We start from the raw sequence: 19,775 nt of genomic DNA, 5'->3' as shown, positions 1-19,775 counted from the left end.
AATGATTCATACTCATTAACATAAAAATATAGTTATGAAAAAACTTTTTAAATTTTTTATGATGGGAATGCTGCTGCCATTGCTGTCTTTATTTTCCTGTTCAGATGATTTTTTGGATGCACCGTCTGAAAATCAATTAACACCAAGCGATTTACCCGAAGGAGTTACCGCTTTTGACGGAATTGCTGAGAGTTTGTATTTTAAACCGTGGTTTACTTTTAATGATAAATTCCTAATCGCTGTTGGAGACATGTACGCAGGTAATGCTTTTACATTTGATGGTGCTTATTCGCAGTTTAAAGATGCTCAGGTAACGTCACAAAACCCAATCCTGACAGAAGGATACGTTTCATTATTTTCGGTTATCGATCAATCTAATAACTTAATGAGTTTAGTCGAAGACCGAAAAAACGAACTGCCCGAAGCATCGTATAAAAATGCTATTGCAATTTCTAGATTCATGAGAGCAAATGCTTACTTCTATCTGGTAAGAACTTTTGGAGCTGTACCTATTATTAATAAAGCGGGTTCTGCAGCACAGCCAAAAAGAAATCTTGTTTCTGATGTTTATAAATTCATCAAACAGGATTTAGAATATGCTGTCGCAAATTTACCTGAAAGAGGTGCAAAGAAAGGATACGTTACGAAATATGCCGCTATGGGTATTTTGGCAAAAGTACATTTGACTTTGAATGAATATGGAGAATGTGCCGCTTTAACCCAAAAAATTATTGGAAATCAATATATTTTAATTCAGGAGTACGGAAACTTGTTCAGCAGTCCGGAGAATAACAACAGCTCAGAAAGTATGTTTGCCCTGCAATGGAAAGCTATTGCTACAGAATGGGGAACACAAAATACCAATCAGGCTTATATCGTTCCTGGCGGTACAGGAATTACGGGTGGCGGTGACGGATGGGGAGTTTACCTTCCTTCTATCTCATTACAAAATGGATTTGAGCCAAAAGACATCAGAAAAAAGAGTACAATCATGACAGATGGTGACTTTTACCCTGAATTGTTAAAAAATCAAGGCGGCTTTGCCTATAAAAAAATATACTCCTCTACGGCAGCTAATTTCAGAAAATACATTGTAGGTTCTGCTGCAGAAAGAAACGATGTGTTTTTTATGAGAACATCACAAAACACAATCATATTAAGATATTCTGATATTTTATTAATGAATTCTGAAGCGATTTTGGCCGGAGCTGGTTCTACTACTTCAGCATCTGCTTTAAGTTCTTTTAATGAAGTAAGAGCAAGAGCCGGATTACCAGCTAAAACAGTATTGACCAGAGATGAATTATTTAATGAAAGAAGAGTTGAATTTGCGCTGGAAGGACAGTATTTCTTCGATTTAAAACGCCGCGGTCTTTCCGAAGCGACAGCAATCATTTCGCAGCAAGAAGTTGGTTTTTATTCTGATGATGCCAGAACCGATTTGATCTCAAGAAAAATAACTCCTGGAAACAATTATTTTGAACTGCCGTTACCACAGTCTGCTATTGATACAAATCCATCATTATTAGAAGTGCCGGTTCCTTTTAACTTTAACTAACTTATATCATGATCAATAAAATAAAATATAGAATTCTGATTCTTTTGGCGCTGGTCTCTTTTACAGCTTGTCAAAATGACGATACGGTTACTGCAAACGTAGATGCTATGGTTGCTGAACCCGGAGATTTACTTAACCAGGCTTTTCCATTAAACAAAATCAGAGTTGAAGGCAAAGGTTTAGAAGGGTTAAAAAAGATTACGCTGGACAATACAATTAACATCACTTTCAATCCCAATTATAATTCAGATAAAGCATTTATTTTTACTATTCCTTTTGATGAAAAACTAGGAAGCAGATTTGGTGTTCAGCCCATTACGTTTACAACCGCATCTGGTTCGGTAACTAAAAACATCGAGCTTTTACAGCCGGTCCCTACGATTACAAAAACAATTCCGGCAGTAGCAACTCCGGGATTTCCTCTGGAAATTGAAGGTACTTGGTTTTATAATATCTCATCCATAACCTTAGACGGAAAAGCGGTAAGTTATACTGTAAAATCATCTTCTTCAATTATAATTGGTTTACCTGCAAATGCGGTTTCAGGATCAGAACTGGTCGTTACTACACCGGGAGGTGCCGCCAAAAAAACAATCGATTTTGCTACGATTGTTTTAGTATCTGATTTTGACGGAAACGGAGCCAGAACAGAATGGACTTCTTATGGAGATGTAGAAAGTTTTAACACCAGCACTGCAGGCGGGCCGACAGGAAATTACACCACATTGGTCTGGGGTGGTTCAACTGCAAATGGTTATAACGGAAGCAGCGGCGGAACAGGAACCGGTTTCTTAAGTAGTTCTAATACAGATGCAACAAAAGCTTTTATAGATATTGATGTAAGTGCGAATGTTGTTGGAGCTCAATTTGCCATTCAATTAAATACTATTGATGGTAAAGACTATGGCTATAATTTTAAAATCACCGATGTAAACTGGACTACAAAAACCATATCAATCGCTGCTTTTACAGATAATTACGGTTTTGGATCGAATACAGCAGCCACTATAAATCCATCTAAAATTACAGAAATTAAGGTGGGGGTTGCTCAGGGAGATTCACCTAATCCAAGTGCCATTAAATTTGATAATATTAAAATTCGTTACCAATAAATTCATCGACTTTTAAATTTTAAAAAAGAGGCTGTTTCAATTACAGCCTCTTTTAAAAAGTAAAGCAACTAAATAAACTATAAATAAGGATATTCTTTTTAAAAGAATATCCTATAATAAAAAACAGTATGAAAATTAAATTTTTATTAATGCTGACCAGCCTCGTCTTTTTTTTAAATGCGTGCTCAAAAGACGATAATGACGCTGTAGAAACACTGGAAACGCCAGTTGCAAACGCTCCAAAAGATGTAACCGATAATGGTTTTAAAGCAAAATGGAATTATGTTTCCAATTCAAAAACCTATCTTCTGGATGTTTCAACCACCGAAGATTTTGCTTCTTTTGTCACAAATTACAATGCAAAAGAAGTTACAGATTTAAACGAAGTTGTAGCAGGCCTGACCGGGGGAACACAATATTATTACCGAGTGAGAGCTAAAACAGAAGCCCAAATTTCTGATTATTCTAATGTCATTAGTGTGGTTACTACCGGCTCTAACGGCATTCCTGAAGATCCAACTTTTTTAAAGGTAAAAGTAAATAAATCAGCTAATCCATTTTTTGTAGGTATGGCTATAAAAGCTTCACAACTAACAAACGGAACGCCTTATGATGTTATCCTGAGAAATGAATTCAGCAGTATTTCTGCGGAATACGAAATGAAAATGGATCAAATTTCGACTGCAAGCGGTGTTTACAACTGGACTGCAGCTGATAAAATTGCGGCGTATGGAAATGCTAATAATATCAATGTTCATGGTCATGCTTTAGTTTGGCATAATGCGGTGCCGCAATGGCTAAAAGATTTCTCTGGTACTGATGCTGAATTTGCCGCAGAAGTAAAAAAATACATTACAGATGTGGTTACGCATTATGCAGGGAAAGTAAAATCCTGGGATGTGGTTAACGAAGCTGTAGATGACAATGGCGGTGTCATGAGAAATACTATTTTCTTGCAGCGAATGGGACCAAACTATGTAAAAGACTGTTTTCAATGGGCAAGAAACGCCGCAATTGCTGCAGGTGATACATCATTATTATTATTCTACAATGATTATGCTACCTCAACTAATATTGCAAAACAAGACAAAGTATTTACTATTTTGGAGGATCTAAAAACAGCAAAGGTTATTGATGGTGTTGGTTTTCAAATGCATAACACTTATTTAAGCCCAACAAAAGCGCAAATAGAAACTGATCTTAACAGAGCAGTGGCAAAAGGCTTGAAAATTCATGTCTCTGAATTGGATATACAAGTAAACCAATCTAATGATATTTCTAGTTTTACAAACGAAAGAAGACTGGCTCAAAAAGCAAAATACAAAGAAATGGTAAAAATTTATAATGCAATTCCGGCAGCTAATAAATACGCCTTAACAATTTGGGGAATGAAAGATAATGAATCATGGATTCCGTACAGCACTGAACTGAATCATCCGGGAAATGACTGGCCTTTATTGTACGATTCCAATTTTGCAGTCAAAAGTTCACACACTGGATTCCTTGAAGGTTTAGATTAAATTTTATTATAACACGAATTACACAAATTAGCACAAATTTAAAAATTCGTTTGCGAAATTAATTTCACAAACGAATTAGTGTTAATTGGTGTAATTCGTGTTTATATTAAATTGGTCTTTTGTAAACCGTAACATCATCTACCCACATCATTACGGTTGAAAATAAGTTTAGTTTATTAGGATCTATAAAATTCGAGTCTTTTGAACCCACATTTACATTAAAAATAACCGAATGTGTTCCGAAATTATTAAAATTAAGATTCGATACACTGCTATTTGTATAGGTTGCAACTGTTACATTATCAACCTTTATGGTTACAGTAACTACGTTGTTTTGCATTTTCCAAAAAGATTCATATAAATGCCATCCGTTATTTCCGTCTATATTAAAATTCGACGGATAATTTCTTTCTGCTGAATTTCCTAATAAGTTGTTTCCAACTGAAGTACCATAAAAAATATTCGAAGTAAAACGACTTGCATTAGGCGCAAACGAATAACCTTCCATAATATCGATCTCCCCTTTTGTCGGCCATCCATTTCCCTGCACAGACCAAAAAGCCGGCCACGCACCATACGTATCTTTAAAAGACTTATAAGTCCCGCCATCCATCGCTATTAATTTAATATTAGCCGAAAGCATGTACTCTGTATTATTTTCTGGCTTGTATTGATAATTAGAAGTAATGAAACCAGATTGATATTTGTACGTACTTAATTTTGTGGTCTTGATTTCCAAACATTGTCTTCCGTCCCGCCATTGTGTGGAAGGCACTGAACTGGCATAGTCACAATACCAGGAATTGTAATCGGCACGTTGTTCTTTTGTCCATTGTGAGAGACTGGAGCCTACATCAAATGTATCTTCAAATTGTTTTACCCAGGGAGCTCCGGCAATTTTTTTAGTACTCCCATTTGTACTCATCTTATCTGATGTTTTTTCTGTTGCAGAATTTTCAGCGCAGGAAGAAAATCCTAAAACACATGCGAGTAATAATGTAATACTGTTTAACTTTCTCATAATTTGTGGTTTAGATGTTAATATTTATTAAATAATAAAAATAACTCTATATGATAAAACAGGATACTAAATTTGAGGCAGTTAATACCATAGATGTTGTATTTTGCACTATTATGAAAAAAATGATGCAGAAAAATAGAAATTAGAAGTTGAAAAGTTTGCTTTTTTTTCCAGTCAACAATTTTACATTCACATAAAAATTTAACTACTATTTAAATAAAAGCGGTGCTAATTCTTTAAAGCTTCGGCGCCAGGTTAAAAATTCATGTCCAGTATTTTCTGAAACATACGAAACAGCATTAAAACCTGACTCTTTCAGGTTTTTTACAGCCGTTTGTACACCTTCTGGTTTTTCTCGGCTGCCACAGCTTATAAAAATCAGTTTTACTTTTGATTTAACCTTAATTTCTTCAGGTTTGTAAATACCTCCGCTTAGAAGTGCATAATGAGAAAAAACCTCGGGTTTATTAAGCGTAATAGAATGTGTTTCCATTCCGCCCATTGACAAACCGGCCATGGCACGATTGGCCTGATTAGAGACTGTTCGGAAATTTAAATCAACATAAGGAATTAACTCATCAACAAGAACTGTCTGAAAGGGTTCTATTTTAAAACTTGCCAAACCGCCAAATTTAACGTCATTTGTCATTCCGTAAGTCATAACGATAATGAAGGGTTTTATTTTACCTTCGGCAATTAAATTGTCCATAATTAAATTGACGCGTCCCTGATTGCTCCAGGCCGTTTCATCTTCTCCCCAGCCATGTTGTAAATACAAAACAGAATATTTGGTATTTTTATCTTTATGATATCCCGGCGGAGTGTAAACAAAAGCTCTGCGCGAAGTATTGGTGCTTTTTGAAGGAAAAAGAATCTGTTGTACATTTCCATGCGGCACCTGTTTCAGAGCATAAAAATCCTGATCATGCGCCGGGATTTCGATACCGCTTTCCCAACGGGTAGATCCAAAAAAATTAAGTGCTCCCGGATCGTTAAAAATGCCGCCGTCGACAGTGACATGATAATAATGAAAGCCCTCATCCATTGCGCCGGCTGTTGTGCCTCTCCAATAACCATCCTGATCTTTTACAAGAACTGTCCCTCCTTTTGCTCCTCCTAACCCAAGACTTACTACAACAGACTTTGCTTCTGGAGCTGCAATTTGAAATCGTGCATAACCCTGAGAATTTACTTTTGGATATTCCTGTCCGGGCTGATTAAATGCCGATGGTTTAAAATCTTCCAGAATAGAATTCGGGTTTGTCTGCGCAAAACCCAATGAGGTTGATAAAACAAATATCCATAACACAACCATTACATACTGTTTCATATTTTAATTTTTAAGTTTAAAATCTGGTTAACCTTTTGGCGCTATAATTTGGTAGTTTCCACTAAGATGCATTAAACTAAAAAGGTACATTAATCCATCGTAATACGGATCAAAGTAACCGTCTTCATAAGGTTCAAGCTTGGCATTCCAAACCGCATGAACAAAATCTAAACTTGCTTTATCTTTATTTACTAATGATGCCGTTGCTGCTGTTCCTGCCAGACCAATGGAATGTCTTAGTTTTTTGACTGGACCAGCCTGAAGAATAAACTCTGGAGTAGTTCCATCCACATTAAACTGATCTTCATATGTGTCCAACCCTTTCGATCTTAAGAAATCTTGAAATCGTTTGGCATAATCTTCCTGCCATTCTTTATCTTTTCCGTACCAAGTGTAATCCATTGCAATGTTCATAGGAACACGCCAGGAATCGTAACGAAATCCGCCAGGCATCCAGGGTGTTGGATGCGGATCGCCATTGAACTCAGTATAATCTGAAGTTAGTCCTGTTACAGGATGACAGGCTTTATGTAAAAAATTGCGAGAAACATCGGCACATTCTTTATAAAACTGCTCATGCCCGTCTTTAGCATATAATGCCCATATTTCATAAAAGGCAGGAACATGATAAGAAGGATCTGTCCAATTGTACCCGCCTCCTTCGGGCACAAAGGAAATCTGTTTGTGTTCTGTATTTATAATATTATAGATGTTTCCGGTACCATCTTTTTTCCACATCGCATCTAAAATTTTTCTGGCTTCTTTGTAATAATTTATTCCCGTATTATTACCCCATTTATTAGAAGCAAAAAGCAGACTAGTTATATAATACAATTCCCCATCTGAAGCAGAACCAGGAGAATTTTGTTTCTTGGTCTGCGGATTTACACTCCAGGCAAAATAGCCTTCTCTTGGTCCGTCCTGATGCTGCATATATTTTACAGACCATCGCCAAATACGGTCAAAAACCTCTTTTTTATTTAACTGAACGGCAACCATCATTCCGTATGACATTCCTTCGGTACGGGCATCTTTATTTTTAATATCAGAAACATATCCTAATGAATCGCCTTCCTCAAAATAAACTTTGTCTGGCCCTTCAAAAACATCATAATAAGCTTTATTTAATTTCTTATCAATATCAATTTGGCTGTAACCTGCTTCCTTAAAAAGATTTCGATAGTGAGGCCTTTTTAGTTCTAATTTATTCGTTTTGTTTTTGTTTTGGCTAATGACAAAAACCGGAATAATCAAAGCAAAAATCAATATTAAAAATCGGATCTTTTTTAGATGCTCATTTATAACAGTATTATCTACAATCATATTTTCTGTTTTTGGTTTTTTATTTTAAATTTTCAATGATATAATCCGGTATTGGTTTTAATCTCAAATTGATTTTAAATTAATCTGACTTTACCCAACTTTTAAAGGAAATAGTTATTTCATTGCTTCTTCAGGAAAAAGCCGAAAGTTCAATCTCTTTCGGCTTTTTAAAAACTAACTAACATAACTCAAAATTTTTTCAACAATACTATCTATGTAACTCTATCATATAGAGATGTTTTCATCACTAATTTAAAAAGTGTAGTACAACAAATATAAACAAAACAACTAAAAAACAACCGGTTGTATGATATTTTTTTTGTCAATTATTTGTAAAATTTGAAATTAAAAAATATTATATTAATTATTTTAAGCATAAAAATAAATATTATACAAAAAATCTATTTACGTAAGATCAAAAAATATTAAATAAAACGAAATTTTTTAGTTTTATCAAAGAAGTATAAAAAACTCAAAACTGACTAAAAAAGCACATTAAACAATGTAATTCAGTAATTATATACAAAATGCATCAGTAAAAAAGGATATTATTTCTTAATCAAAAACAACTGGTTGTGTATTTTTAAACAAATTCAGTTATATGATATAAAAGAGCTCTATTTCATTTATAAATTTTCGATCAAAATACGAGCAAAAAAACATTGGCCGACATACAATTTTAATCTCTTTTATAAATTTCTATTTTCTAAAATCCGTTACTAAAACAGGTATTTATATTTACTAGATTTACTCCAACAGACTCATGCTTCAAATATGTTATTATAGGCTTCAAAAATGATACACTTATTTCAACTTTCAAGCTATTTTTACATTAACATTCTCCATACAAAGAATGAAAAAGAAGTGCTTTTTTTGTGATGCAAAAAACACTTTAAAAAAAATATCCTGACAAAGTAGAGCCTAAAAAAGCAGCGAATATATTTATGAGTAAGACATCGAAAAAACTTTCTGTACTAGAAAAAATAGGTTACGGTTTAGGTGATTTTGCAGCGAATTTGATTTTTCAGACTCTGCTCACATTTTTGGCTTTCTTTTATACCGATGTTTATAAAATTCCTGCGGGAACGGCAAGTATAATTATTTTTACGGGAGGCTTTATTGGTGCTTTTTTTAATATCATTATGGGGGTTATTGCTGATCGTACCCAAACCCGCTGGGGAAAATTCAGGCCTTGGATATTATGGACTTCTTTACCTTTTGGAATCGCAGCGGTTCTTTCTTTTTTAACGCCTGATTTTGGTATATCAGGTAAGATAACATATGCATTGCTGACTTATTTTTTCTTAGTACTGATTTATTCAGCAAACAATTTACCCTATGTTGCTTTAAGCGGCGTTTTAACTGGCGAAATGAAAGAACGAAACAGTCTTTCCTCCTACCGTTTTGTAGCGGTAATGATTGCTCAATTTATAGTTCAGTCGCTTTTACTTCCATTTGTTTTAATTTTAGGAAACGGTGACAAAGCAGTCGGTTTTAAAAATACTATGATATTGTTTGCTATTATTGGAGTAATTTGCTTTCTGGTTACTTTTTTTACTACCAAAGAAAGAATTATCCCTTCTAAAAGTCAGGAATCAACGGTGAAGCAGGATTTTATGGATTTATCTAAAAATGGTCCGTGGCTGGTTATGTTATTGGTGACTATTTTGGTATTTATAACTTTATCCTTAAAAGGCGGTATGTATGTTTTTTACTTTAAATACTATTTAGATCCAGATGCGCAAACTGTTTTTTTAAATGATATTGGCTTTATCTCATTTATTGAACAGCTGAATCATTCCTTAACCGCAATGGGTTTTGTAGATTTTCACTGGCCAAAGGATGCTCCAACTTCTGCATTTAGTCTTTTTAATGCCGGAGGAATTATTTTTATGATATTCGGAATTATGTTTTCAAAACCTCTGGCAGATTCCTTTGGTAAAAGAAACGTTTATATCTCTTTTATTTTTTTATCTGCCCTGACTCTTCTTGCCTTTAATTTCTACAGTAGATCTGCTGTTGCAATGGTGTTTTTAACTCAATTACTACATGGCTTTATATACGGAGTAACAATTCCGCTATTGTGGGCAATGATTGCTGATGTGGCTGATTACAGTGAATGGAAAAACAATCGGAGAGCGACTGCTATTGTCTTTTCTGCAATGATATTTGGATTAAAAATTGGCATAAGTATAGGCAGTGCATTAGGCGCGGCTTTTCTTTCTAAATATGGATATGTAGCCGAAGAAGTTAATCAGGTTCCGGCAGCTGTTGAAGGTATTAAACTTTCAATAAGCATTTATCCGGGGTTTATGTTTATTATAAGCGCCGTTCTATTATGCTTTTATGTAATAGACAAGAAGATGGAATTTCAAATTGAAACAGATTTGAAAGAAAGAAGAAAGTAGATTGTAGGTTTTAGAATTGGAATCTAAAATTTAAACTGTACTCACTAAAAAAACAAACAGCGCATTAAAAATGCGCTGTTTATCAGAATACTAACTTAACTCAAACTAACATAATTTAATCATTTAATACCCAGGATTATTATCACTTGGTTTTATATTTGGATTAGAAGATGTTTCTCTGTTAGGAATTGGCCATAATTCACTTTTACCAGCCTGAAAACCAGTACCTGCTAATTCTGTAGCTGCATTTCCCCATCTTATAATATCATCAAAACGGCTTTGCTCACCTGCAAATTCTACTTTACGTTCATGAACAATCGCTGCAAAAACCGCTTCTTTTGTTGGAGTAATGACAGTTGTTAAACCTGCGCGATCTCTAACCTCTTTGATATAGGCAATAGCTGCAGTTTGTGAACCTCCATCTCTCTGGTTTTCGCATTCTGCCTTCATTAGCAATACATCTGAATAACGCATAACTTTAAAGTTGATACTAGATTGTACAGCTTCATCATCTTTTTTATAATAGTTTTGGTATTTTTTCCAGCCTGCTTTTCTAACTCCCGCAGATGTATTAAAATTATCTGCCGTCATGGTAAGCGTTCCTTTTACATATTTTGAACCCGGTACGTAAAAAGTATCTCCAAAACGTAAATCTCCTGCCTCATAAGAATCTAAAAGAGCATCAGGCGGATATACATTAAACCAGCTTAAATTACCATATTCCTGTCCTCGCAGAGTTGACTCAGCAAAACCCGTTCCGCCGCTATTTCCTGCATCGTCCCATTTGTTTCCTGTTCCATTGTTTTCATTAAACTCAATTTCAAAAATTGATTCTATGCCGTGCTCCGTTTCTTCCATGAAATTGTTATAAAAATTACCTTTTTCTTCAAGGCTGAATCCGGTAACATTATTTAAAGCTGCTAATGCCAAATCGTATTTCTTTTCATACAGCAATACTTTACCCAAATAAGCATAAGCTGCTTCTTTGGTTGCTCTTCCTGTCTGCTCTCCATTTTTAGAAAGCAGATTTTGAGAAGCATATTCAAAGTCTGCTCTAATTAAATTATATACTTCTGCCTTTGGACTTCTTGCAGCCCCTATAATAGTTCCGGTTTTGTAAATTGGTAAATCACCAAAACGGTTTACTAAAAGAAAGTAATAATAGGCTCTTAAAAAATGAGCTTCTGCTAAAAACTTGTTCTTTCTCTCTTGTGATAAAACTGAATTGGACAAAGCATTAATCTTCTCTTCATTGTTTAACACAAAATTAGCTCTGGATATACCTAAAAAGCAAGATTCCCAATAGTACTGAATAATATCATTTCCTGCATTAAAAGAAAAATCCTGAAAAGGCTTTTTATTACCTTCTAACTGCGGATTTCCAGCTGCATCCTGTCCCATAAGATCCATTGCAAAAGCAAGATTACGGGCATAAAGTCCTCTAGTCTGTAAATTGGCATAGGCCGCATTTACAGAAGATTCTACCTGAGCTGCCGTTTTAAAGAAACTGTCCGGCGACAGCGTATTTGGATTTTTTAATTCTAATTCTGCAGTGTCGCATGAATGCATTGCGAAAACTCCCAACAATGCTGCAACTATATGTTTTATTTTTTTCATCATCTTATATATTAAAATTTAACATCAAGTCCAAAAATTACTGATTTAGGCTGTGGATATCTTCCTAAGTCGATACCCGCAGAATTTGCATTAGCATCTGCACGTGCAATTTCAGGATCTAAACCATCATATTTAGTAATAGTAATAAGGTTTTGACCACTTACATAGAATCTTATATTTGAAAAATGATTATCAAATGTTTCTCCTGATAATGTATATCCTAATGTGATATTCTTTAATCGTGTATATGAACCATCTTCAATATAACGCTGATTAGCTGAAGACCAGTTAATATCTGCTCCCTGCGCTCTGGGCAGACTTGCCGATGGATTAGTTACCACTCCGTTTACAACAACTGCTCTGTCTAAAACATCTGTACTGGCATTAAACAAACGATTCATTCCTTTTAAATCAAAAGTATTGGCATTGTAAATATCGTTTCCTTGAACTCCTGTAATGAAACAGTTAAAATCGAACTTTTTATAAGCTGCTGTAATATTTAAACCATAAGTAAAATCAGGATATGGATTTCCAATATTGGTTTTGTCATTTGAATTGATGATTTTATTTCCGTCACGATCAACAATTTTAATATCACCTGGCTGTACATTAGTCTGTCCTGGTCCAAAAACCGCATCTACTTCTGCTTGGTTTTGATAAATTCCATTTGTCTGATAACCGTAAAAGTAGAACAACGGCTGGCCTACTTCGAGTCTTGAGAAGTTTTCTAAACCTGCTCTTGCCGTTGGACCGCCTAATACACTGGTAACTCCGGGAGCTAAACTTGTAACCTCATTTTTACTTGTTCCTAAATTAGCTACAGCAGACCAGGTAAAATCTCCTTTTCTGTCATTATAACCTAAGCTTATTTCATATCCGGAAACTTTCACATCGGCAATATTTTGAACTTGAGTTCCGCCGCCCGCAGATCCTACCGAAGCGGCTAAAGGAACTGCAAAAAGAATATCACTGCTTTTATTATTAAAATATTCAAAAGATCCTGTGAATTTTTCGTCAAATAAACCGAAATCCACACCTATATTTCTATCTTTTTTAGATTCCCATTTTAAATCAGGATTAGAAGCAACCCCAAGAGATACTCCCGGCGCATTTCCTCCTGCAATTGGATAATTATAATCAGCAAGCAATGTCGCGGCGTATTGATAATTGTCTATTCTGTCATTTCCTGTCGTTCCTGTACTTGCTCTAAGTTTTAAGGTACTGAAAACAGAATCTGCCATAAAACTTTCTTTTGCTATATTCCATCCGACAGCTACTGAATAGAAGTTCCCCCAGCGGTTATTGGAACCAAAACGAGAAGAAGCATCACGTCGTCCTGAAACGGCAAGCAGATATTTATCGTCATAATCGTAATTGATACGAGCTATATATCCAATATTCTTTTCGACATAATTCGCAGAACTTAAATTCCCTTCATTATATCTTAATTGATCAATTTCGTCTGAAATATTGTAACGGCTTCCTGCCACTACATTTTGTGACTTTCCATCAATTTTAGTTATAACTCCCAAAACTTCTATATTGTGTTTTGCTGCGATAGTCGTTTTATAAGTCAAACTGTTATCAAAAACAATGGTCTGACCTTGAGAATTTGTTTCATTAGTGGTTGAAAATGCCTGTCTGTGGTAAGAGCCATCTGCGTAACTAGGTATAAATGTATGGTCTTTCCCTGTGTAATAGTCTAATGAAACTTGTGATCTAAATTTAAGACCTTTGTAAATATCCAATTCAGCGTAGATATTTCCTATAATTGATAAATTATTAATTTTTTGATATCCTAAATTTGCTACACGAACAGGATTTTCAGCATCATTACCATCAATAGCACTTGGCCCTTGAAAGCCTCCTAAATTTGCATCATTGTAAACTGGCAAATAAGGAGACATTTTAATAGCGTGTTCCAATAATGTTCTTCCTCCTGAACTACGTTCTGGATTGATTGTACTGAATGATATTCCAATATTGCTTCCTACCTTAAGTCTGCCGATGTCTTGTGTGTTATTTGCTCTAAAAGAATAACGTTCAAAGCCCGTATTGATAACGGCACCTTCTTGTTTTAAATATTCGGCAGAATAACGGGCAGTAGAAGTTTCTGTTCCATTCGAAAAACTTAAATTATAATCCTGCATTACACCGCTTTGAAAAATCTCATCCTGCCAGTTGGTATTTGTATTTCCAAATTCAGCTGCTCTTGCTGTTAAATCACTTCCCAGATCCTTGGCATACTGAAGATATTGCTGCGTGTTTAAAACATTATATCTTTTCGTAATAGTTTGAAAACCGGAATAAGTACTAAAATTAAGCTGGCCTGGTCCTTTTTTCCCTTTTTTAGTCGTTACCATAATTACTCCGTTAAAAGCTTTTGAACCATATAAAGCCGTTGTTGAAGCATCTTTTAAAACAGACATCGATTCAATATCATTAGGACTCAGTCCTGATAAGTTCCCTGTCAAAACTCCGTCGATTACATACAAAGGAGCACTGTTTCCCATTGTAGCCAAACCACGAATAGTAACCGTAGGATTAGAACCCGGAGCACCGTTTACAACTGTAACCCCTGCGGCTCTTCCTTGTAAAGCTGACTCTGCATTTGTAATAGGAACTGCGGCTATATCTTTTGAGCCTACTGTCGAAATTGCTCCGGTTACCTTCGCTCTCTTTTGAGTTCCGTAACCTACTATAACTTCATTTAAGTTTTGTGTAGATAATGCTAATGTAACATCAATATTATTTCTGGTGCCTACTGTAATCGTTTGAGAAATCAATCCTACAAACGAAAATGTAATTTTATCTGTAGGGTTTACGCCTTTTAAAGTATACTTACCGTCAAAATCTGTAGAGGTGCTGTTTTGCGAACCTTCTACATTAACACCGGCACCTGGCAGCGGAAACCCTGAGGGATCTGTAATCACCCCCTGTATCGTCTTTGACTGTGCCATTATATTATGACTGCTGATTATTAGCAATGCAATTATTGCAAATTTTAATTTTAACATCATTTCAATTGGTTTTTTGATTAGTTTAAATAGTTATTCGGTTGTAAAGTTTTTTATTTATTGTATGGCTTATTTATAAATTTTAAAAGCTGTTTCTTCTTTTCTGTTTTTTAATTAGAAAAGAATTCAATAAATAATTTGGTTTCATTTCATACTGTTATTTTTAAAATGGTTAATACTTGTTTTCTGGGTTATTTAGTTTTCTTACAATCCAAAAATATAAGGTTAGGATAAATTTCACCTATTAAAAATGATGCAAAAACTATCAATTTTGTAGCATGAAAACTACAGAAATCACCTAATTAGCAGTTTTTAAGACATTTACAAAATAAAACACAAATAGGATTTTAATAATAATGTGTTTCTTTTTTTAAGCATGAAATAAAAAAAGACCCTGATTGTAATTATTCAGTAATTTTTAAAAAAAAGCTTTTACTGTTAATTACTTTAATTTTTAATAATAAAAACACCAAAGTCGTCATTAAGAAATCTATAATTGTTCTAATTATTTGAGCAAAAAAAAGACGGTATAAACCGTCTTTTAAACTCTTACAAAATGCATATACTATTTATTATGTGTAGGCAGATGCCCGTATTTTTCTTTATAACATTTTGTAAAATATGAAGGAGAACTAAAACCAACTTTAATACTAATTTCGGTTATATTGTCATTGCCCAGTTCTATTAATTCTTTGGCTTTTTCTAAACGCACATTCCGTATAAATTCATTTACCGAAACACCGGTAAGGGTTTTAATTTTTCTATATAACTGGCTTCTGCTTAAAAATACCTTCGATGCCAGAACCTCAACACTCAACTCATATTCATTAATATTTTCATTGATATAATTCAGGACATTTTTTATAAAATCATTATCCAGTGTTGTAGTTTTTTCTTTGGCTTTTGGAGTAATACCGTTATAGAATTTATTAAACATAATCTGCCTGCTTTTAAGAAGCTGTACTAAACTGGATCTTAAAATATCCATATCAAATGGTTTGCTCAAATACATATCTGCACCAGAATCTATTCCTTCTAGTTTATCTTTGATTAATGCTTTTGCGGAGAGCATCATTAACGGAATATGGCTTGTTTTTAAATCTGCCTTAATATTTTTACATAATTCTAAACCATTCATTACCGGCATAATTACATCGGTCAAAATCAAATCAGGCAGTTTTTGCAAAGCGATTTCTAAACCAATCCTGCCATTTTCGGCAGTTATTACTTTGTACTCTTTTTTAAGCTCATTTTTTAGATAATTTCGCAGTTCCGTATTATCTTCAACAATTAAAATAGTGTAAACCCGGTCCTTTTTTTCCTGTTCTTCTACTACCTCAACAGTTTCTTTTTCAACAATAGGCGTAAAACTTATTTTTTTCTCTTTTTTAAATTCCTCATTTAAAATTTCATTTTGATTGAAGAATTCTTTTCCTATAGGAAATATCAATTTAAAAGTTGTGCCGGCTCCCAGAACACTTTCTACATCGATAATTCCTTTATGAAGTTCAACAAATCCACGAACCACTTCCAAACCTATTCCAGTACTTCCATAATACGCTTTATTTAAATTATTTACCTGATAAAAACGGTCAAAAATCCGCTTAATGTCTTTTTTATCCAGTCCTGCGCCGGTATCTTCAACAATAACCGAAAAAGAAGAATTGGTATACGCAGGACTTAATAATGGAAAGTAAACCAGTTCTTCATTAACCATTAATTTTACAATAATTTTTCCATTATCCGGAGTAACCTTAAACGCATTAGAAATTACATTAAAAATAATTTTCTCAAACATTTTAGGATCTACCCAGTCTTTTAATGATTTTTTATCTGATTGAAATTGCAATTGAATTCCGCGGCTTTGAGCTTCCTCATCAAAATAACTTACAATTTCTTTTGTGAAACCCACTACTTCCAGCTGTTGTACTTGCAGCGGCATTTTATTAAACTGAAGCTGATTAAAATCCATAAGCTCGTTGATTAATCTCGAAAGTCTGTCAGAACTTTTTTGAATAGTCTTCAGCTTATTCAAAACACTGCCCGAAAGTTCCAGACTATTGTTTTTGATTATATCACCCAAAGGATTTAAAATTAAAGTAAGCGGCGTTCTAAACTCATGCGAAATATTAGTAAAGAACTGTAATTTTTTATCATTTAATTTTTCAATCTGAACTGCTTTCTTCTGTTCAAATTGTATCAATTGTTTCTGTTTGAACCTGTTTTGATAATATTGATTACCAAAATGAATTGCAGCCAATACCAAGAGCGAATAAAAAAGATAAGCAAATGATGTTTTCCACCAGGGCGGTAAAATTTCAATTTCTAATTCTAATGGTTTCTGGCTCCATGCTCCATTTTTTTCAGATGCTTTAACCTTAAAAAGATACTTGCCCGGTGCTAAGTTGGTATATGTTGCAGAGCGTTTACTGCCTACATAATTCCATGAATCTTCAAAACCTTCTAAATAATATGCAAATTCATTTCTGGCTGGAAAAGAGTAATTTATACCAATAAAATCAATTGTAAATACGGACTGGTCATGTTTAAGAATTATCTTTTTTGTTTCTGATATTACTTTAATTAAGGGTGAATTTTTTTCAAGAGGTCTTACTGATTTATTAAAAAGTTTGAGATCTGTAAAGTAAATTGGAAGCTGTTTTTTACTTTTTACCAAATTTGAAGGATTGAAATAATTGAGACCTTCATAACCTCCAAAATATAGAATTCCGTTTTCGTCTTTTAATACTGAATTGTTATTAAAATCATTTCCAAGCAAACCGTCATATGTAGAATAATTGACTGTTGTTTTGTTTTTCAAATCCAGTCTGCTGATCCCTTTTTTTCCGCTTAACCAAATACGTCCATCGTTTGATTCTACAATAGAAGCTATCGATTTTTCATGAAGCCCATTGAAGTTAATGTACCATTTAAGTCCATCTGTTTTTTTATTATAACTGAACAATCCTGCGCCGTCTGTACCAATCCAAATTTCCTTGTTTTTGGTTTGATAAAGCGTATTGATCGTATGTATGCTTTTATGATTTTTAAGCTTTTCTGACATTTTATCGCGTAAAGAAGTCACAGAAAAAGAAACAAAATCCTTTGTGCTGACTTTGTATAAACCTGTTGTTGATCCAACCCAAACATCATCATCAGAATCGACCATTACTTTTCTAATATCTAAATTTACCATTCCATTTGCATAAAATGGTTTCTGATTACAATGGTGAAAACGCCCGTCTGAAGGTGTATAATAATGTAGTCCTTTTGAAAAAGTGCCAATCCATACCACACCTCTTGAGTCTTCGGTAATACTCATAATATTGTCTGAGGCTAAATCAGGAGTATTTTTGGTGTTGTAATTAATAAAGTTCCTGCTTCCTTTCTTCAAAAAAAAGATTCCCTCATTCCAGCTGGCCAGCCAGACATTCTGGTTTTTATCAATAAAGACTTTTGTGATATTTCCATTGGTTAATCCAGAATAAAATCGAGTATCTAATTTGGTAATGTGCTTAAAGTTTTTAGTTTCGGGATTGTAAACATCGACACCTCCGCCTTCCATAGAAATCCATAACTGGCCTTCGTTATCTTTGGCGATACTGGTAACACAATTGGTTTGTAATGATTGTGGATTTCCGGCTAAACTTTCAATTCCTCTTACTTTATTTTTTATTCGGTCAAAAACGCCTAAACCTTTATTATAGTAACCCAGCCAGATTCTGTTTTCTTTATCTAAAAATAAAGACCAGACAGAATTAGAGCCTAAACTGCGATTATTGTATTTGCTGTTTATGTATTTTTTTTGAACAACACCCTGGTCATTTATAATAATTAAACCGTCATTTTCTGTGGCACAAAGAATGGTTTCTGGGTCTGATGCCAGAATTGACATGATTCTTTTTCTGGTAATAGGATAAGAAACAGCCTTTTTATCTTTAGAATATAAATCGGCTTTAACCAGTCCTTTAAAACCATTTCCAATCCATAAATTTTGTTTACTGTCAAAAAACATAGACACAATTGTGCCCGAGAGTAATTCATTGTCTTTGGCAATATTTACTTTTTTTACTTCATTTTTTATTGGATCAACTACTTTTAAACCTGAATTGGTTCCTAAATAAATTGTTCCTTTTTTGTCTTTTACTAAAGAATTGATCAAATAGTTGGCTGGATTTGGAGTATCCAGTTTAAGCCTTGTAATTTCTCTGGAATTAACGTTTAGTTTGAGCAGTCCATTATTAAACGTTCCTAAAAAAATATTGCCATGATCGTCTTCAATAATGCTTTTTACAGAAATTACAGTTTCTTTTTGGCTTTGTTTTCGAAGATCAATGTTTTCAAAAGTATCTAAATTACGATTGTAAAGACACAATCCTTCATCTGTTCCTACCCATAAACGGTTTTTTGTATCTACATAAACAGTATAAATTAAGTTGCTGTTTATGGAATTACTGCGCTTGGAGTCCTGCTCATAACCCACATAATTTATTCCGTCATATTTGTACAAACCTGCGCCATTTGTGCCCACCCACATAACACCAAATTGATCCTGCGCAATGGTATAAATACCACTTTTTGAAGTCTCATTGTCTACTAAACGAAATCGATAGTTCTCAAATGTATTTTGAGAAAATAAACTGTTCATGATAAAAAACAAAATGGCAAAACATTTCTTTGAGGACATTATAAAATGATTGTTAAATTAAAATTCAATGTTATAAAACATTCTTGGGGCTGTTTCTTTTTAAGCTTAAAAGGCCAAATGCATTTTTTAGTGTTCTAAAAAAATGTATTAAAGCCAGTTTCAAATTATATCACACCTCTTTACAGACGGCTTTCTAAAACCTTTACAAACCATAAAGGTAG

At 34.0% G+C, this 19,775-nt stretch carries 10 protein-coding genes; 4 read left to right on the top strand and 6 right to left on the bottom strand.

Going from position 1 to position 19,775, the window contains the following annotated elements:
• Window positions 1–34 precede the first annotated feature (34 nt).
• The 3 genes from L1276_RS24910 (at window position 35) to L1276_RS24900 (ending at window position 4,190) form a co-directional block, all read left to right on the top strand.
• On the top strand, window positions 35–1,558 hold the full coding sequence (locus L1276_RS24910; RefSeq protein ID WP_253792583.1) for a RagB/SusD family nutrient uptake outer membrane protein: 1,524 nt from the start codon (window positions 35–37) through the stop codon (window positions 1,556–1,558).
• Between the two features lie 8 nt (window positions 1,559–1,566).
• Entirely contained in the window at window positions 1,567–2,670 is a 1,104-nt protein-coding gene (locus tag L1276_RS24905; protein WP_253792582.1) for a hypothetical protein, read from the top strand.
• A gap of 128 nt (window positions 2,671–2,798) precedes the next feature.
• Window positions 2,799–4,190 carry an endo-1,4-beta-xylanase gene (locus L1276_RS24900; RefSeq protein ID WP_253792581.1) on the top strand — a complete coding sequence of 464 codons (1,392 nt, stop codon included), beginning with the start codon at window positions 2,799–2,801 and terminating at the stop codon, window positions 4,188–4,190.
• Window positions 4,191–4,296: 106 nt separating this feature from the next.
• On the opposite strand, the gene L1276_RS24895 is transcribed toward L1276_RS24900, so the two are convergent.
• The 3 genes from L1276_RS24895 to L1276_RS24885 all read right to left on the bottom strand — a co-directional run bounded on the left by L1276_RS24895 (window position 4,297) and on the right by L1276_RS24885 (window position 7,864).
• Window positions 4,297–5,211 carry a glycoside hydrolase gene (locus tag L1276_RS24895; RefSeq protein WP_253792580.1) on the bottom strand — a complete coding sequence of 305 codons (915 nt, stop codon included), beginning with the start codon at window positions 5,209–5,211 and terminating at the stop codon, window positions 4,297–4,299.
• A 208-nt stretch (window positions 5,212–5,419) separates the two neighbouring features.
• A complete protein-coding gene (locus tag L1276_RS24890) occupies window positions 5,420–6,541 on the bottom strand; it encodes an alpha/beta hydrolase-fold protein (RefSeq protein ID WP_253792579.1) in 1,122 nt (373 codons plus the stop codon).
• A gap of 27 nt (window positions 6,542–6,568) precedes the next feature.
• Window positions 6,569–7,864, bottom strand: coding sequence for a glycosyl hydrolase family 8 (locus L1276_RS24885; RefSeq protein WP_253792578.1), 1,296 nt, complete (start codon window positions 7,862–7,864; stop codon window positions 6,569–6,571).
• A gap of 944 nt (window positions 7,865–8,808) precedes the next feature.
• On the opposite strand from L1276_RS24885, the gene L1276_RS24880 reads away from it, so the two are divergent.
• Window positions 8,809–10,272 carry an MFS transporter gene (locus L1276_RS24880; protein WP_253792577.1) on the top strand — a complete coding sequence of 488 codons (1,464 nt, stop codon included), beginning with the start codon at window positions 8,809–8,811 and terminating at the stop codon, window positions 10,270–10,272.
• Between the two features lie 123 nt (window positions 10,273–10,395).
• Here L1276_RS24880 and L1276_RS24875 read toward each other — a convergent pair whose 3' ends face one another.
• From L1276_RS24875 to L1276_RS24865, 3 genes are all read right to left on the bottom strand, one after another.
• Window positions 10,396–11,889: a RagB/SusD family nutrient uptake outer membrane protein gene (locus tag L1276_RS24875; RefSeq protein ID WP_253792576.1), complete on the bottom strand. Its 1,494-nt coding sequence runs from the start codon at window positions 11,887–11,889 to the stop codon at window positions 10,396–10,398.
• Window positions 11,890–11,900: 11 nt separating this feature from the next.
• Window positions 11,901–14,909, bottom strand: coding sequence for a TonB-dependent receptor (locus tag L1276_RS24870; protein WP_253792575.1), 3,009 nt, complete (start codon window positions 14,907–14,909; stop codon window positions 11,901–11,903).
• Window positions 14,910–15,471: 562 nt separating this feature from the next.
• Window positions 15,472–19,593, bottom strand: coding sequence for a hybrid sensor histidine kinase/response regulator transcription factor (locus tag L1276_RS24865; protein ID WP_253792574.1), 4,122 nt, complete (start codon window positions 19,591–19,593; stop codon window positions 15,472–15,474).
• Window positions 19,594–19,775: the final 182 nt, after the last annotated feature.

Origin of the sequence: Flavobacterium sp. HSC-32F16 (genome assembly GCF_024171645.1) — a bacterium.
Lineage (GTDB): Bacteria > Bacteroidota > Bacteroidia > Flavobacteriales > Flavobacteriaceae > Flavobacterium.
Note: the sequence above shows the minus strand (reverse complement) of the source record. Positions and strands in the feature narration are given on the sequence as shown.